The sequence below is a fragment of the Paucilactobacillus suebicus DSM 5007 = KCTC 3549 genome, from assembly GCF_001434475.1.
Classification (GTDB): Bacteria; Bacillota; Bacilli; order Lactobacillales; family Lactobacillaceae; genus Paucilactobacillus; species Paucilactobacillus suebicus.
Genome location: NZ_AZGF01000014.1, coordinates 42,092 through 58,381, shown reverse-complemented (window position 1 = coordinate 58,381; position 16,290 = coordinate 42,092). Strand labels below are relative to the sequence as shown.

Here is a 16,290-nt window from a genome sequence, read left to right as displayed (position 1 = left end):
TTTTCTATCAGTACTTCTTGACGAAGAACCATTTTTCTGTACTCCTGATTTTTTATTTGACAGTTAATTTAACAAGTAAGTGAATCTGATCGATAATCTTGGCCCGTTGCTCATTATTGATCCACCGCTGATCCCTGATCAGCAAACAAATCCCACATATTATCAAACACTGAAACTAACTTTCTAGTTAGTGCCGACGCATCTGTTACATCGGAAAATGCAACATCAATTGAATTAACTCGGGTTTGAATTCCCTGCTTAATGATCGTGTCTAAAATTTGTTTCTTACCATGAGGAAAATAGTAGTATAACAATCCATCAGCAATGTCTAATCTATTGTTCAATTCACGAGTCGTTGTTGCTTCAAACCCTTTACTAGCAAACATTTCTCTGGCAACGGCCAGAATATTTTCACGCTGTTGTTCACTTTTGGTCATTTGGAATTTAATTTCCTTTCGTTCATTCAACTTATCATTTTAGTCTATGTAACAATAAAGGCTGGGAAAAGCTTCCCAGTCTATATCCTACTTGAATAACCCAAACTCTTGAAGAATGAGGTAAACATTTAAAATAATTAATATAACAGTGGCAGTCCAAGCGCTGTACTTTACCCAGCGACGGTTTGCAAATTCACCCATCAACTTCTTGCTGCTAGTGAAAATTACCAGTGGTACGACGGCAAATGGCAGTGCGACACTCAGGAATACTTGTGATAATGTCAGCAAATTTTCAATCTTTGCTTCGTTACCGTGGTAGTAGATAGCGAATGCAAGGACAGGAGTGACTGAGATCAAACGGGTGATCAGACGTTGTGCCCATAATGGAATTCTCAAACGAATGAATCCTTCCATAATGATTTGACCTGACAAAGTACCAGTAATCGTTGAGCTTTGACCTGATGATAGTAAGGCGACAGCGAACAGCATGCTTAATGCTGGGCTGGCAATTGCACCAACCACGTTGCTATTGCTTAATGCGTTGAACAAATCAACGAAGCGACCAACTGAACTGTTTGTACCATAGAACAATGCAGCACCTAAAATTAGTAACAAGCTGTTTACAATGAAAGCAATGAATAACTGCATGTTAGAATCGATCGTTGAGAACTTAACTGCCTTAGCCAGTTCCTTACGATCCGATCGATCCACTCGTCTTGTTTGTGAAATCGATGATCCTAAATATAAATCATGAGGCATTACCGTTGCCCCAACAATCCCCAATGACAAGTAGAGCATTGAGTGATTCGAAATGATCTGGGTTGACGGAACATACCCACCAATGATTCCTGAAATACTTGGATTTGATAGTAGTACTTCATAAGCGAATACCAGCAATATTACGGCTACTAGAGTTGCGACAATTGCTTCAATCTTGCGAAATCCTAACTTCATTAATAATAGCAAAATCAATACATCGGCTGAAGTAATGATAATTCCACCAACCAAGGGAATCTTGAACAGCAGCTCAAGTGCGATGGCTGATCCAATGATTTCAGCAACATCAGTCGCCATAATAGCTAGTTCGGTGATGATCCATAGGACGAATCCAACACGCTTTGAAGTGTGTTCGCGAGTTAGCTGAGCCAAATCACGGCCAGTCACAATTCCTAATCTTGATGACATCGCCTGAAGTAACATAGCAATCAGGCTTGAAATCAATACAACTGACAATAACTTGTAACGGAACTGAGCACCACCAGCAATTGAAGTAATCCAGTTACCTGGATCCATATACCCAACAGCGATTAAAATACCTGGACCGGTATATGCAAGTAATGTCTTGAAAAAGCCTGCATTCTTTGGTACTTCAATACTGCCATTTACTTCGTCTAAACTCTTGTTGTCAGCACCGGTCGTGCCAACTAAATTCTTCTTTAGTTCGATACTCTCCTTCATATTGAACAACCTCTTTTCTATTGGCTTAGAAATTCGGCAACTATAAATTTGATGGAATCAAAACATTCAAATTGATATATTTTTTAGCCTAGCTTAAAGACATATCAATTCAGTTGTTCTAACAATGTTATCAAATATCAAGTTACAATTAATTGAGCGCCCGCTCAATTTCCAATACTTACTTTAACACGATTTAAGAATAATACAACCTTTTACACTTAATTTTTTAGATGAAAGCGGTATTAAGTTTAGGAGTACCAAAAAATCAGAGTGTGGAAGCCCCACGGGTTGAGACCGGTATGTAAGAGTACTATGTGAATTGATCGTGGGCTTAGCGATTGATTTGCATAGTGCTCCTACATGTTAGGTCTCAGTGGGGCTGGAGCACGTTTCAAAATCCCCACCCAACAAAACACTCAACAGGTGTAAAATAATGCATAAAGTAAGCGATAACATCACACCTAAAGAAGGCCGTCTCATGCAAACTCTCAGAACAAAAATATTTCGTCCACGTGAACCTTGGGAAAAGAATCTCATCGTGCTCTGGTTTAGTTTGTTTGCTAACGGAATGGCCTTTTCTGAAATTATGCCATTCATGTCCCTTTATATCGATACTCTAGGAAAGTTCACCAAGAATCAACTTAACTTCTATTCTGGTTTAATTTTTTCAATCACGTTCCTAGTTTTGGCAGTCATCTCTCCGCTTTGGGGAAAGCTTGCTGATCGATATGGGCGTAAACCAATGATTGTTAGAGCGTCCGTCGGAATGACAATTATCATTACTTCAATGGGATTCGTTACTAACGTTTGGCAGTTATTCGCATTGAGATTTATTCAAGGCATCTTCTCTGGCTATTCTAGTAATGTCAATGCCCTGATTGCCACGGAGGCACCAAAAGAAAAAAGTGGCATGGCACTAGGAACATTGATGGCCGGATTCACTGGCGGTAACTTGCTTGGCCCACTTGTTGGTGGCTTTTTATCATCGACATTTAATTACAGAGTTACTTTTATGGTAACTGGGTGTCTTCTATTATTTGAAGCCATTCTTACAATTTTTTTCGTTCACGAAACTAATTTTCACCCCGTAGAAGCAAAAAAGCTATCAAGCACCAAGCAAGTTTTTAAAGCACTTAAAAACCCTCAGATGATCATCGGATTAATCACTACAACATTAATTATCCAAGCAGCGAATAATTCCATTACCCCAATTATTTCATTGTACGTTCGGGAATTGATGCATCACACTGGCGACGTCACCATGGTTAGTGGGGTGGTAGCGGCCGCACCTGGAGTTGCCACGATTATTGCCGCACCGATGCTGGGCCGCCTTGGTGATCGAATTGGAACTGAGCGTATTCTCAGTATTGGATTCATATTAGCAATCTGTTTCTTTATCCCCACCGCGTTTGTGACCAATATTTGGGAGTTAGGAATTCTTAGATTTTTAGTAGGTATTTCTGACGCTACCATGTTGCCACAAGTACAGACGTTGCTGACAAAAAATACACCAAATGAAATTACGAGTCGTATTTTCAGCTGGAATCAAAGCTTTCAATCACTCGGCAACGTCATTGGCCCCATGCTTGGAGCATTCGTAGCCGGCTACTTTGATTACGGTGGTGTGTTTTTATCAACCGCACTACTGGTTGCATTAAACTTTGTTTTATTCAGAATCAACGTTGCCAGCACTAAACATGCTAAAATAAGCTAACTAATCAAAATAGTGAGGATTCAGCACATGAAATATCCAGTCTTGTTATTCGACATTGATAGTACATTACTTGATACACCGGCCAATGAAACAACCGCTCTAATCAAAATGAGTCAAGATATTAATTTTGATTTAACGCCTGCAAAAATTCAATATTATCACGATCTCAATGAAGATTTATGGCAAAAGTTTGAAAGCCATCAAGTTGAGAGACAATATCTATTAGATAATCGGTTTCGTTTATACTTTGAACATTTTGGCATGCATGTTGATGGACCAAAATACCAACAAATTTACCGTGGCTACTTCTACCACGAATATCAGTTGGTCACTCACGCAATAGAGCTGTTGCAGGCAATACATTCAAATCATCATCTTTATATCATCTCTAATGGCACGCCTGCTAAACAGGATACTCAGTTGAAAGGATCACACATCGATCACTTCTTTGATAAAGTATTTTTATCTGAAACAATCGGTTATGCTAAGCCTGACAAAGAATTTTTTGCAGCGGTCGAGGCACAAATTACTGACTTCAATGCTAATGATATGTTAGTCATCGGTGACTCTTTAACTGCTGACATTGCTGGTGCTAATAACGCTGGACTAGATAGTGTCTGGTACAATCCTCATCATGATTCAATCAATGCACGTTTCAATCCAACCTATGAGGTATCAGATTTGTTAGAGATTAAGGAAATCACTAAATAAATTAATTTCATATAAAAAATGACGATCAGCTTTAATTAGCTGCTCGTCATTTTTTGATTTAATTTGGTAACTTAATTAACTTTCTAGCCGTGTCAGAGAAAATTTGTTGCTTTTGCTGATCAGTTAGCTGATCAGTTTGTTCTAATTGGTCTGCTAAGCCGCCGACTACCTTGTTAGGTGTGTACGGAAAATCCGAGCCATAAACTAGCTTGTCTGCAGTCGTCATCTTCAACAACGTTGGTAATTGATATGGCAAAACCATGCCGGCTGTATCAAAGTATAGGTGTCCCATTACTTCAAGCATATCGTCAGGTTCTTGGTCGCCATCATTTAAGAATTTACCGCCAACTGAAATCCGTTGCGCAATGATAGGCAACAGTGCCCCAGCATGTGGAATTAGCCATGTGATATTAGTATACTTACTGAAAATATTATGCTGTGCCATATTAACAACGGTTCTAGTCGTGTCAAAGAAGAATTCCATCAATGGCACTTTTACATCTGTCGCCGCTGAAGTCATTGGTTGTGGTGCATTAGGATGCAGTGTAACTAATGCATTTACATCATTTAATTTTGCCATAACTGCGTCAAAACTATCATCCCCAATATACGTACCTTGGACGTTAGTTGGTAGAGTAAAACCTTGAGCGTGCAGGCTAACTGCTTCGTCAATACTCTTAATTGATTCATCTACATACGGCAATGGCAATGATGCAAAGAAACCAAATTTAGTTGGATGAGCATCAGCAACGTCTGCAGCAAACCCGTTCACATCCTGCGCCAACTGCACCGTGGTTTCTTTACTGCCGGCGCTCAAATGCGGGCTTGAAATTGAAAGTACTGAGTAATCAATATCAAAGTCTTTCATCAACTGTAAGTGATCCTCAACATTCCATTTTGGAGTTGCAACTCCATCGCCGTATCCATTAAAATAGTGATCCAAATAATTTACATATTCTGGTGATAAATAGTGTGCGTGAAAATCAATTTTTCCCATTTTTAAGTTCCCCCTTTATTCGATGTCATTATTGTATGCTAGAATTTAACCAATACTAAGAGACAAAAAATCGATTTTTGTTCCAGGCAGGTGAAAAAAATTGAAATCAAGCACCGAAAAGCTACTGGATGCATTGGCAGAAATGCTCAAGCGAATGCCAATTGATCAAGTCAAAATATCTGAGTTACTAAAAATATCATCGGTTTCTCACTCCACTTTTTATCGAGACTTTCCAACAAAAGACGATTTCTATTCATGGGTTCTAAAGTACTATCTCAACGGTCTATCATCGATGTCTTTCAAAAATGCAGCCACCCCTGAAGACTTCTATACCCACTACTTTAATTTTATTTACGACAACCGGTTATTCTTCAAAACTTTTGCTAATCAAGCAATTTGGCCACAGTTCAACTACTATCTCTACCAAATGGGAGTTGAACGGTATTCCGTTATTTTAAAACAAGCGTTTAAATCCCCAAAGGATGCGAATTTAATCAGTAACTATGTAGTTCATGCCCACGTAGGAGTGGTTCTAGAATGGTTAAAGGAAGAACCAATGACTCGTCCAGAAATTCTAGTTAGTCGTGTTACTGCAATGACCAAAGCTGCACTATCATCACAAAAAATCGACATGAGTAAATTATTTCCAAATAATTTCAATAAAAGTAGTAATTATTCTTGACTTAGAGTGACTCTAACAAACTATACTCCTCGTATATTAAATATTTGGAGGTCATTAACATGACAAAAACATGGTTTGTAACAGGTGCATCACGTGGACTAGGTCGCGCAATTATTGAAAAGCAATTAGCTGATGGCAATAACGTTGTTGCAACGGCTCGTCATTTAGATCTATTCGATAGCTTAGTAACAAAGTACGGTGATCAAATTTACCCACTTCAGTTAGACGTTACTGATGTTGACGCGGTTAATAAAGCAATTGCAGATGCAATTGAGCACTTTAATTCAATCGATGTCCTAGTTAATAATGCGGGGTTTGCCGACATGGATTCCGTTGAAGAAATGTCATTAGATAGCTTCAAGGCTCAAATGGACACCGATTATTACGGAACGTTGTACACAATTCGTGCCGTTTTGCCTTCTATGCGTCAAAACAAATCTGGCCGGATTATTAACATTAGCTCAATTGGTGGTCGCATTGGCGGTGCTGGCCTTGGAGCATACCAAAGTGCCAAATTTGCGGTCAATGGATTAACAGAGGTTGTGGCTCAAGAAGTTAAACCATTTGGCATTCAAGTAACTACCGTTGAACCTGGTGGCATGCGCACCGAATGGGGTGGTACTTCAATGTCCGCTGCTAAAAGCGACACCTATAAAGAAACAGTTGGTCTCGCAATCAGCTATATCCACGACGAGTGGCATTCAGAAATGCCACGTTATGTTAGCGAACCAAGCAAGGTAGCAGAAGCACTTGATACCTTAAGTAACATGGACGAAGCTCCTGTACATCTTTTAATTGGCAAAGATGCCGCTCAAGCTGCTAAAGCACACGCAGAATCATTGGCACAAACTGATGAAGCAAACATGAACATCACTGAATCAACAGGTAATATGTAATATAAAACAAGCAGCTCATACCCACTTTTGGTATGGCTGCTTGTTTTTTGTCTGACTATCTTTGGCCTGTTGGTAGTAATTATTGATCTTAGTTTTGATGATCTCACGTTGGTCATTAAGATGGTTGATTTTTTCATCCAATTCACTAATTTGTGTTTCTAACATCCCCAGGCGTTCACTAAAAGTATCCTGTCCCTGGTACGTTAATTCAATATATCGCTTAACATCAGCAATCGGCATGCCCGTGCTACGAAAAGCAATCACGAATTGCAGCCAGCCAATGGCATCATCATCAAACACACGTCTTCCCTGCTCATTGCGGCCCACGCCTGGAATTAAATCGATATTATCGTAATAACGAATTGTGTGCTCTGATACATTTAATTTTTCGGATACTTCTTTCATTGTTAGTTTCATCATTTTCTCCTTTAGCGATTCTAATTTCTGCTCAAAAACTTCGCCACGTTCTCACCCATCGCAGTAGCGGATTCAGTCATTCCATCTTGTAACCAAGCCACCATCATGTTAACAACGGCTCCAGCAATGAAATCAGCCCAGTATTTATTGTTTGTGAGCTGACTTTTAGAAATTCGATTCTTATCAAATAAATATAGATACACGGATTTGAATGCCTTAATCAACACACTCTCCTTACCAGCCCTAATTAAGATGAGCGTATCCTCATAGCTCTCTTGATTCAGTCTAAAATAATGCTGCATCATTGTCGATAAATCGAGAATTTGCTTGCTGGGTAGAGCTCTCATATAGGCCACAATCGAAGAAACCTGAAACTCGCTAATAACATCATCCATGCTAGTGAAATGATGATAAAAATATGTTCGAGAAACTCCTGCCAGGTCACATAATTCAGTAATCGAAATATCTTCAATTTTCTCATTAGCCATCAATGTCATTAACGCTTTGTGTGTGTCTTCCAGCTTCTTTTGTTTTAACTCCTTTGGTGACATAGTTTACAAAATAGCTCCTTTTGTAATCAAAGTATTTTAGATTATTGTAACACAGTCTAGAATACAATCTTGTGTCACAAAGGGGGAATTATTATGACAATGAAAAATAAAATTATTATTGTAACAATGGCCGTTGGCATTTTTATCTGTATGTTAGATACCACTGTCATGAATATCGCTTTACCGGCAATTCAAACCGGTCTAAATACAAATCTTTCCAGCCTATCATGGGCATTAAATATCTATACAATTATGTTTGCAATTTTTACCATTCCATTTGGTCGCATCGCCGATATTGTTGGGCGCAACAAGGTCTACGTACTTGGATTATTTCTATTTTTGACAGGATCTGCCATTTCTGGGATTTCGGTTAACATAGCTATGCTAATTGCGGGCCGTGCCATTCAAAGTCTTGGCGCAGCGATCGTCTTCCCGTCTAGTATGACAATTGGGATCAGTTCGGTCACAATGGATAAGCGAGCGGTAGCAATTGCAGTCCTTGGTACCACCCAAGGTTTAGCGGCTGCACTTGGTCCAACCATTGGCGGGATTGTGACTCAATTTATGGGATGGCGCTGGATTTTCCTAATTAACATTCCGTTAGCAATCATATCTTTGGTTCTTTGCTTCAAATTTTTACCATTTACTAATGAAAGCAAGGTTAAAACTGGCATTGACTTACCCGGTGTTTTGACATCAATGGTGATGCTCTTCAGTCTCACACTGGCGCTCATCAAAGGATCAGATTGGGGCTGGACCAGTTTAACCACAATTGGCTTATTTTCCATCACCGTTATTAGTCTCATCGTCTTCGTGATCTTGGAGACCCGTAGCAATGATCCAATGGTACCACTGCAGTTGTTCAAAAATCGCCAATTTACCGGCGCTTCTTTGTCAATTATGCTATCAGGTATCTTTTTAGTCGCAATTATGGTGATTATGCCAACCTTTTTCACTAAAATTCAAGGTGAATCGGAGCTCATGGCAGCACTGATGATCACACCAGCTTCAATCATGATTTTTGTAATCGCACCACTTAGTAGCACAATTCTGCCTAAAATTGGTGCCCGAACACTAATTGCACTTGGGTTTACATTAATTGTGCTCGGCTACATTGTTCTGGCATTATGTAATCCAACTCACTATGGTCAAATTCTTGGCGCCCTGCTACTGATTGGCGGTGGTTTCGGCATTGTAGTTGGTCCAATCATGGTTCTCGGTGCCGCCGATTTTACTGGCACAATGCTGACGGCATCACAAAGTGTGTTAGGTGTTTTACGTCAGGTTGGCACTGTGTTAGCCGTTGCAATTTATGTCTCTGCACTAACCACCAACATCGCAACTGCTAAAAGTAAGACTTGGAATTCCACACAAAGACAAGCTGAAACCCTTGCCATATCTGCCAGTGCCAAAAAAGCCGTTCTGAAATCAGTACACCAAGGTTTATATGGTAATAGTGTTGGAACAACCACTAAGAACGGCCAATACATTTCTGAAACTAAGAAACAACAAATTACTAACCAAGCTTATGAATCAGCACTAGCGAAAAACGATGCTAATCAAGCAACTAAATCGGAAAAAAGTGCCATTCGTGCGAAAGTTCAACAAAATGTTAATCGGCAGGTTAATCATGAAAATCATTTAATTGCTGGTCAAGTGACCAAAACTAAAAATAGCATTCAACACAATCTAAATAATGCTTTCATGTCACTATACAGATTATCGGTGCCAGCTACTATACTAGCAATTGCCGTTAGCCTTCTATTCAAGAGAAAACGGCAGGCAGCTAAACCATAACTTGCAATAACTAAAAGGCATCTGTTAGAATGGCACCAACGTATCTGATAGCGAATGAAATTCGTCATGTTACTAGTTTGGGCGACCGACTAGGCGAGAACGCCTAGTTTGTCGCCCATTTTTTTATACAAAAGGAGTTTAACGTTATGAAAACTACTTCACACCGCATTAATTTTACTGTCGCGCTTGTATTAATTGCCGCTAACTTGCGAATGGCAATCATCTGTATTCCACCGCTCACAAAAACACTAGAGAATTCATTAAATTTATCTCAAACACAAATTGGTTTTCTAACTTCTATTCCATTGATTTGTTTCGGAGTTTTTTCAATCATTATCGGTTACATCGTCCAGCAAATTAATGTTAAGTTATTAATCGCTATTTTTTTAAGCTTATTAGCTATTTTTAATTTTGTCAGAGTCTACAGTCAGTCAATGCTTTATATTGGTACGTTTTTCACCGGTCTATCAATTACTGCTTTAAATATTTTGATTCCAGTTATTATTTTGCAACGAGTGAATGTCAATACCAACAAACTTAACGGCATTTACACTGCCACGTTCAACATATGTGCTTCAATTGTTAGTATTATCATCGTACCGTTGTCGTCAATTATAGTGTGGCAGACTTCAATCCAGTTGCTTTCGGTACCGGCATTGCTGGGCTTAATTGGTTGGATGTTCACTAGTCAACCAAATTCTGTCACGCTTCATCCCCACAAATCGCAACCACAACATAAAAATCGTTATTTACATTTTTTAACTACAAAGAGAGTTTGGATTCTCACATTCTTCTTTGGCATGCAATCTTTTACCTTCTATGTGACTTCCGCCTGGCTCCCAAGTATTCTCAACAGTCACCACATGACTACCACCACTGCCGGAATTTTATTTGGTATTTTTCAATTTATTGGTGTCCCTGCTTCATACATAGCTCCCCAGTTCATGAATTCTAATCGTGGATTATTCAGATTAATGATTATAATTGGATGTGGCTACATTGCGGGATTTATACTATTAAGTTTCAACAATGGTATCATTATTTCGATTCTCGCCTGTCTTGTCTTAGGCTTAACTAGCTCAGCTTCATTTGCGTTAGCATTAAGCTTTATCACTACCATCTCGCCGTCTGCTAGTGATGCTGGCGCCATTGGTGGCATCGTTCAGTCGTTTGGATATCTCATTGCTAGTAGTGGACCAACACTGACCGGCATAATGATTGAACGAACAGGCAATTGGAATTTGGTTTTAATTTTGCTAGTTGTAATTTCATTTATTCTAATGATATTAGGTATTTCACTAGTTAGATCTGTATCAAAAAAGCATGTCGTAAATTAGAAGCTGGGACAAAATTACCCATTAATCTGTATACAGTACTAAAAAATTATTTTAATTCTTCAATCTATACGGGCTATATGCGGCAAACAGTTGCTCCAAACGAAGCAGTAATTGTAATTTGATGACCTGTATCCCGCACAAGTAACTTTCTGATCGCAGTCTGACACAACCGTGCCGTGTACTTGGCAGTTTCTATCGAGCAGTTTGATAACACAATCGCAAATTCCTCGCCACCAGTTCTGTAGAGACAATCACAACGATCCACGCTATTAAGTGTCGCGTTGACCACACTAGTTGCACTCATCAAAACTTGATTACCTGCTAAATGGCCATAGGTATCATTAATATTTTTAAAATGATCAATATCAAATACGATTAACGCTAACGACTGTCCTCTAGAAACTTTAGCGTATTCTCGATCCAAATCATCGCTAAACATTTGCCAGTTCCGTGCCCCTGTCAATCCATCATATTGAATTTCCTGGGTCAACTTTGCCAACACCTGCTGATCTGTTCTCAAAAAATGATTGTACAAAAATAGCACCACACAACCAATCAGGTAGTTTAAAATGTGGATTAGCAGACCCACATTAACCATCGGTGCGACCATATAAAGAGTAAACCATGCGCCAATACCAATTATTGCTGGTGGCAGAAAATACAAAAAAGGATGCTCATCAAAAAATTTTCCATAGAGCCGTTCGGTAAAAATAATTCCACCAGCAAACATATACACAATAAATAGAATCGGCGTAAGCATACCAGTACTCCAAAAAATTACGGCTCCCGTTCCTTGGATAATGATGAAACTACCCACGGACTTTAACATTAAATTACCATAGACGGTAACAACGAATAATAGATTCAAGATCACCCAATAAATACTATTCCACGCTGTTTTTTGCCACCACATTGCGGCTAGCAAACTGAGAACAATCATCATTGCACACACGTACAAAATTAACGAAATTTCCTGTTTGAATATTCCAAGGCGATGTTGTTTTATTGATAGACGGTGGCTGACAGTTTCAATACTTGCAAATAGTGCAGCAAATCCAAGTGATATAAAAATCATCATAAACGCTGAAATACCAAAATTTTGCAGTAATAATGTCGTGGTGCCATCTCCTTCACGTTTAGATGATTATCTTCTAATAACATAGTATATGTATTTATATGGACCGCTTAAAAACATTAATTAAAACAATCCACGCATCAATTCGAGAGTTAAAAAAAAATTCGGACCCATCCACAAGTTGGTTCCGAATCTTAAATAGTTAATCTAATGATTCACGATTAGCTGCAGTTGTTAAACAAGAATACTTTTGCTGAACACGTTGTAGCGCGAAAGCCGCTTGTCTTTCCGAACTAAATTTACCATAGAAAACCGTTTTACCTTGAAAATCAAGTTGAACCATGAATGCTTCTGCTTTTTCATCATACCAAATACAATAATCACGATGATTTTGACGTAATTTATTATGGGTTTCTACATAATTAACTTTTGAATCTCTATTTAACTTAATAAGAGCATTAATTCTCCGCTGCCGTGGTGAATTTGCGCAATTACCGCAGTTGGCAACCATATGATTCTCTAATTTATAACTATCAACTCGTAACTCATTACCACACCTGCATCGGCAAAGGTACACTGAATTGCCATCAACAGATTTATAATTTGTTTTGCCTAACACGTGGAGTTGTCCAAATGTCATGCCTGTTAGATCAAATAAGTTTGCCATATGTATTCCTCCATACCTCTACAAGATGATTGTACAAACTAGTTGCATTAAACCGATAGACTAGAAAAACTTTACCATCGTCATCTCTAACCTTGTTATGCTTAGCTTACCATATATACGGATAAGAATGTAGTCATTATGCAACTATTTTTAGATAAATTATGATTCAATAACTAAAGTTAATTGTTGCGTTCGATCATTGTTATTGATATATTGTAAGCGTACTCGATTGCCATAAGTCGAGTACAACGGCAAGTTTTGAAACCCTTTTTGATAAACTTGCAACCTTTTCTATTTTTTGCAATGCCATTCGTAGTGCGACGAATGACTGTGCATCCTGGCATCCAATCGTTAACTCCAATTGACGATGGGTGTCTTTTTTTAGAGTGCGAAACAAAGCGATTAGCTACGTGTATATACTTAGGAGCTGCTTTGTGTAGCACATCTAATCCAAATAAATACAAAGAACAACAAAAAAGGATTAGCAAAAAGCCAACCCTCAAAAATCTATCCATAAAAACCACTAAGCTGGAATAACTCGAGATAACCCCCGCGCAGTCTTCCCTCGATACCCGACAGCAACAATAATCAAACCTGCAACCAGACCGATAACTATAATCCACCACAGTGAGGAAGTATAGGCACCAATTGACCCCATACCATGCAAATGATGAGCAATCGTCTTAACACCTTGATACATCGGTGTATTGGCGCTCAACCATTGATAGAACTTAGGCATCGCAAACCTTGGTAATACTGCCCCGCCGGCAACAATTTGCATTGCAAATAATGGTAGCTGAACAATAATTGATGGTAATCCGGCGAATAATAGTGAAATGCTACTAGTAAACTCAAATACCACTAAATCAAACAACCACATGCCCACAAATATGCCTCCGAAAGATTCAACATGAATTAATGACATCGTTGCAAGAGCAACACATAATGAAACCAGCAAAGACATGACCACACCACTAATTTGGAATCCAAGAAAGGCTAGAAACTTATTGCCAACTTTAAAACGAATCGACATAAAGGCCATTGATAGAATAATGGTAGCAATTAAAATTCCCAGGTACTGTCCCATAGTCATAAACATCGGTGCCATTGTATATCTCATATTACTGTGATCAACACCGATTTTTTGTGTCGAGCTACCCAAATTGACCGTTAGTTTATTGGCAGCAGCAGTCGCCTGTTTGGTGATCTGTGCTTGCTGAGCTTTTGCCGCAGTACTATTGGTAGTCGTTGTTGCATTAGAATGATTGGCCGATGCTGCCATTTGCTTTGCCAACATGCCAATTAATGCCTTAGATTGTAATTGTTGTTGGACCATCGTATTAACCCGAGTAGCGACACTAGTCCCAGTGTTAGATTCCAACGTTCCGACAGAGGAGTTCTCAATATAATTCAATTGAGGTTTTTGATTACTTTCTGCTTTTTGCGCAAATCCTTTAGGAATCACTACTACAACCGACAAATTATCTTTTCTTACTTGTGACTTTGCTTTAGTGACTGAATTATCAACATCAGTAATTTTAAACGGCAGATTTTGTTTCAATTTTCTAGCCACCGTGGTCGAAATTTGATTATTATCCTGGTTAACAACCGCCACTCTCATATTCTTAATTCCATCCGGCATTTTGCTAAAACTTGGTATTAAACTAAAAACAAACGTTAAGCCAACAAAAATAGCAATAATCATCGGAATCCAGGTAAATTTATTCTTAAACCAATTACTCATTATTCACGCCTCCACTTTTTTAATTTTCTCTTATGAATGAACAGTCATTCATTCTTACGAATATAGTATAATTTAAATTAATTGTTTGTCAATCACAACTCTAACCTTATAATGTAAGAAATATCAAAATTCCGGACGGAGGCAACTGATTTGACTGAAGAAAAAAGTTTTAAAGGAATCTACGCTGAAACTCTAAAAAAAATGGACGACTTAACAGATAAGCAAAAACAAGTTTTAAGCGTTGCACTTGAACTGTTTTCAACTCAGGGATTCGATGCAACATCTAGCGCCCAAATTGCCGAGCAAGCTGGAGTATCACTCGGATCGGTTTATCATCACTTTCCAAACAAACAGGCCCTTTTGATGGGTGTGTTAACACCATTATTTGAAGGAGTCTTCCAGGTTGCATCCAATGAATTTGTGACAAAGGTTCAAAACTCTCAATACGTTACGCTTGAAGAATTCGTTCAGTTTATTTTGTCAGACAGGATTAAATTTTTACACGATAATTTTAAAGAGGTAAAAATTATGACTGGGCAAGTTTTAATCAGCTCCGAACTGTCTGTCCAAATCAAAAACATTTTTGCTGATCGCTTTAACTCGTCTGTGTCACCAGTAATTGATATTTTGAAGAAAAACAAATTGATAGTCGACCTGCCAAACAATGTTATTCTCGAATGTATTATGGGTCCAATCGCCACTTACTTTGACAAGTTGGCTCTAAATATACAAATCAAATCAATTGATGAGGACATTAGCAACGCAATTACTTTTGTCACTAAAGCACTAAAGCCGTAAAAAACAGGACTGAAATCATATTTCAGTCCTGTTTTTGCTTATTAAAATATATAACTGTTGCAGTTGAATCAAAACTAAAGTACAATAATTGAGTTTCCAAAAAATCACTTATTTGACTAATTAGTTTTTTATTATTATAAAGGAAGTGTTAACCTATGCCTGCAACTTACTTAAGACTCGCAACTACCAAAGATTTACCCGCTATTACTTCAATCATTCACGATGCAAAAACCTATTTGCATCAACAGGGTGTCGATCAGTGGCAACACGGCTACCCAGAAGATAGCGACCTGCAAACGGACGTCGATAATGGTATTACGTATGTAATTATCGTCGACGGTAAAATTGCTGGAACAGCTGCGCTTCATCAGGAATTAGATGTTAACTACCTGCACATTGAAGACGGAAGCTGGATTAACGGTGTTGAGGGCCGTTACACTGCTATTCATCGAATTGCTGTATCTGGAAACTACCGTGGACAGCACTTATCAGAGAGATTAGTTAGTGGATTACTAACGATCTCAAGCATCCTAGGATACAAGGATGTTCGGATTGACACTCATCCAGATAACAAGGGAATGCAACATGTCATTACTTCAAATGGTTTCGAAAGAAGGGAAACCATTTTCATGCACGAACCAAAGGAACCAAGATTTGCGTATCAATTGTTGCTAAAGTAGTGTGTGGAACCAAGCGGTTAGATACTTTGAAATAAACGGAAAAATGATTAACTGTTCGCACTTTGAACAGTTGATCATTTTTTTGCTTATTTCATGAGTATCTGCTTGGTGGAACATTATTAATAGTGTGCGTAACCAAGCGGTTAGACATTGTAAAATAACGAAGGAACAGGTAAATCGTTCGAACTTTGAACGGTTTTCCTGTTCCTTCGTTATTTTATGGATGTCTGCTTGGTGGAGCACTATTAATCTATAAAGTTTCACAAATCCTACAAAAAAACACGCACCAGGCCTTCATCAATCCTAGTGCATGCTTTTGTCATGCCGTC

The 16,290-nt window shown here is 38.5% G+C and carries 16 protein-coding genes; 8 read left to right on the top strand and 8 right to left on the bottom strand.

The annotated features are described in order from the left end of the window. Nucleotides 1-113: 113 nt before the first annotated feature. Entirely contained in the window at nt 114-437 is a 324-nt protein-coding gene (locus FD16_RS07195) for a TetR/AcrR family transcriptional regulator (RefSeq protein WP_010622691.1), read from the bottom strand. Nucleotides 438-524: 87 nt separating this feature from the next. Continuing rightward, entirely contained in the window at nt 525-1,895 is a 1,371-nt protein-coding gene (locus FD16_RS07190) for an Nramp family divalent metal transporter (protein ID WP_010622690.1), read from the bottom strand. 478 nt (nt 1,896-2,373) lie between these two features. Between FD16_RS07190 and FD16_RS07185 the strand changes: the two genes are divergently transcribed. Both FD16_RS07185 and FD16_RS07180 read left to right on the top strand, forming a co-directional pair. Then, entirely contained in the window at nt 2,374-3,609 is a 1,236-nt protein-coding gene (locus FD16_RS07185) for a multidrug efflux MFS transporter (protein WP_010622689.1), read from the top strand. Between the two features lie 27 nt (nt 3,610-3,636). Next, nucleotides 3,637-4,320: a YjjG family noncanonical pyrimidine nucleotidase gene (locus FD16_RS07180; protein WP_010622688.1), complete on the top strand. Its 684-nt coding sequence runs from the start codon at nt 3,637-3,639 to the stop codon at nt 4,318-4,320. A gap of 58 nt (nt 4,321-4,378) precedes the next feature. Here the strand turns inward: FD16_RS07180 and FD16_RS07175 are convergent, their stop codons facing one another. Next, on the bottom strand, nt 4,379-5,317 hold the full coding sequence (locus FD16_RS07175) for an amidohydrolase family protein (RefSeq protein WP_010622687.1): 939 nt from the start codon (nt 5,315-5,317) through the stop codon (nt 4,379-4,381). 100 nt (nt 5,318-5,417) lie between these two features. Between FD16_RS07175 and FD16_RS07170 the strand changes: the two genes are divergently transcribed. Together FD16_RS07170 and FD16_RS07165 are read left to right on the top strand one after the other, a co-directional pair. Continuing rightward, the gene (locus FD16_RS07170; RefSeq protein WP_010622686.1) at nt 5,418-5,999 is read left to right on the top strand and encodes a TetR-like C-terminal domain-containing protein; all 582 of its coding nucleotides are present in this window, start codon (nt 5,418-5,420) and stop codon (nt 5,997-5,999) included. 59 nt (nt 6,000-6,058) lie between these two features. Beyond that, on the top strand, nt 6,059-6,895 hold the full coding sequence (locus FD16_RS07165; protein ID WP_010622685.1) for an SDR family NAD(P)-dependent oxidoreductase: 837 nt from the start codon (nt 6,059-6,061) through the stop codon (nt 6,893-6,895). 15 nt (nt 6,896-6,910) lie between these two features. Here FD16_RS07165 and FD16_RS07160 read toward each other — a convergent pair whose 3' ends face one another. After that, complete coding sequence (locus tag FD16_RS07160; RefSeq protein WP_235778174.1) at nt 6,911-7,315, bottom strand: MerR family transcriptional regulator; 405 nt, start codon at nt 7,313-7,315, stop codon at nt 6,911-6,913. A gap of 17 nt (nt 7,316-7,332) precedes the next feature. Further along, complete coding sequence (locus FD16_RS07155) at nt 7,333-7,863, bottom strand: TetR/AcrR family transcriptional regulator (protein WP_010622683.1); 531 nt, start codon at nt 7,861-7,863, stop codon at nt 7,333-7,335. A gap of 93 nt (nt 7,864-7,956) precedes the next feature. On the opposite strand from FD16_RS07155, the gene FD16_RS07150 reads away from it, so the two are divergent. Together FD16_RS07150 and FD16_RS07145 are read left to right on the top strand one after the other, a co-directional pair. Then, nucleotides 7,957-9,660 carry an MFS transporter gene (locus FD16_RS07150; RefSeq protein WP_010622682.1) on the top strand — a complete coding sequence of 568 codons (1,704 nt, stop codon included), beginning with the start codon at nt 7,957-7,959 and terminating at the stop codon, nt 9,658-9,660. Nucleotides 9,661-9,806: 146 nt separating this feature from the next. Further along, nucleotides 9,807-10,997, top strand: coding sequence for an MFS transporter (locus FD16_RS07145; RefSeq protein ID WP_010622681.1), 1,191 nt, complete (start codon nt 9,807-9,809; stop codon nt 10,995-10,997). Nucleotides 10,998-11,070: 73 nt separating this feature from the next. Here the strand turns inward: FD16_RS07145 and FD16_RS07140 are convergent, their stop codons facing one another. From FD16_RS07140 to FD16_RS07130, 3 genes are all read right to left on the bottom strand, one after another. Next, complete coding sequence (locus FD16_RS07140) at nt 11,071-12,075, bottom strand: GGDEF domain-containing protein (protein WP_010622680.1); 1,005 nt, start codon at nt 12,073-12,075, stop codon at nt 11,071-11,073. 199 nt (nt 12,076-12,274) lie between these two features. Further along, nucleotides 12,275-12,739 carry a hypothetical protein gene (locus tag FD16_RS07135; RefSeq protein ID WP_010622679.1) on the bottom strand — a complete coding sequence of 155 codons (465 nt, stop codon included), beginning with the start codon at nt 12,737-12,739 and terminating at the stop codon, nt 12,275-12,277. Between the two features lie 523 nt (nt 12,740-13,262). Next, entirely contained in the window at nt 13,263-14,483 is a 1,221-nt protein-coding gene (locus FD16_RS07130) for a YhgE/Pip domain-containing protein (RefSeq protein ID WP_010622678.1), read from the bottom strand. Nucleotides 14,484-14,633: 150 nt separating this feature from the next. On the opposite strand from FD16_RS07130, the gene FD16_RS07125 reads away from it, so the two are divergent. Continuing rightward, nucleotides 14,634-15,281, top strand: coding sequence for a TetR/AcrR family transcriptional regulator (locus FD16_RS07125; RefSeq protein ID WP_010622677.1), 648 nt, complete (start codon nt 14,634-14,636; stop codon nt 15,279-15,281). Between the two features lie 155 nt (nt 15,282-15,436). Continuing rightward, nucleotides 15,437-15,961, top strand: a complete 525-nt coding sequence (locus tag FD16_RS07120; RefSeq protein WP_010622676.1) for a GNAT family N-acetyltransferase — start codon at nt 15,437-15,439, stop codon at nt 15,959-15,961. The last annotated feature ends 329 nt before the right edge of the window (nt 15,962-16,290 follow it).

What these genes read in the sequence shown, in the direction of transcription:
- FD16_RS07195 (WP_010622691.1), bottom strand. Translation starts at nt 437, where the DNA reads ATGACCAAAAGTGAACAACAGCGTGAAAATATTCTGGCCGTTGCCAGA.
- FD16_RS07190 (WP_010622690.1), bottom strand. Translation starts at nt 1,895, where the DNA reads ATGAAGGAGAGTATCGAACTAAAGAAGAATTTAGTTGGCACGACCGGT.
- FD16_RS07185 (WP_010622689.1), top strand. Translation starts at nt 2,374, where the DNA reads ATGCAAACTCTCAGAACAAAAATATTTCGTCCACGTGAACCTTGGGAA.
- FD16_RS07180 (WP_010622688.1), top strand. Translation starts at nt 3,637, where the DNA reads ATGAAATATCCAGTCTTGTTATTCGACATTGATAGTACATTACTTGAT.
- FD16_RS07175 (WP_010622687.1), bottom strand. Translation starts at nt 5,317, where the DNA reads ATGGGAAAAATTGATTTTCACGCACACTATTTATCACCAGAATATGTA.
- FD16_RS07165 (WP_010622685.1), top strand. Translation starts at nt 6,059, where the DNA reads ATGACAAAAACATGGTTTGTAACAGGTGCATCACGTGGACTAGGTCGC.
- FD16_RS07160 (WP_235778174.1), bottom strand. Translation starts at nt 7,315, where the DNA reads ATGATGAAACTAACAATGAAAGAAGTATCCGAAAAATTAAATGTATCA.
- FD16_RS07155 (WP_010622683.1), bottom strand. Translation starts at nt 7,863, where the DNA reads ATGTCACCAAAGGAGTTAAAACAAAAGAAGCTGGAAGACACACACAAA.
- FD16_RS07150 (WP_010622682.1), top strand. Translation starts at nt 7,957, where the DNA reads ATGACAATGAAAAATAAAATTATTATTGTAACAATGGCCGTTGGCATT.
- FD16_RS07145 (WP_010622681.1), top strand. Translation starts at nt 9,807, where the DNA reads ATGAAAACTACTTCACACCGCATTAATTTTACTGTCGCGCTTGTATTA.
- FD16_RS07140 (WP_010622680.1), bottom strand. Translation starts at nt 12,075, where the DNA reads ATGATGATTTTTATATCACTTGGATTTGCTGCACTATTTGCAAGTATT.
- FD16_RS07135 (WP_010622679.1), bottom strand. Translation starts at nt 12,739, where the DNA reads ATGGCAAACTTATTTGATCTAACAGGCATGACATTTGGACAACTCCAC.
- FD16_RS07130 (WP_010622678.1), bottom strand. Translation starts at nt 14,483, where the DNA reads ATGAGTAATTGGTTTAAGAATAAATTTACCTGGATTCCGATGATTATT.
- FD16_RS07120 (WP_010622676.1), top strand. Translation starts at nt 15,437, where the DNA reads ATGCCTGCAACTTACTTAAGACTCGCAACTACCAAAGATTTACCCGCT.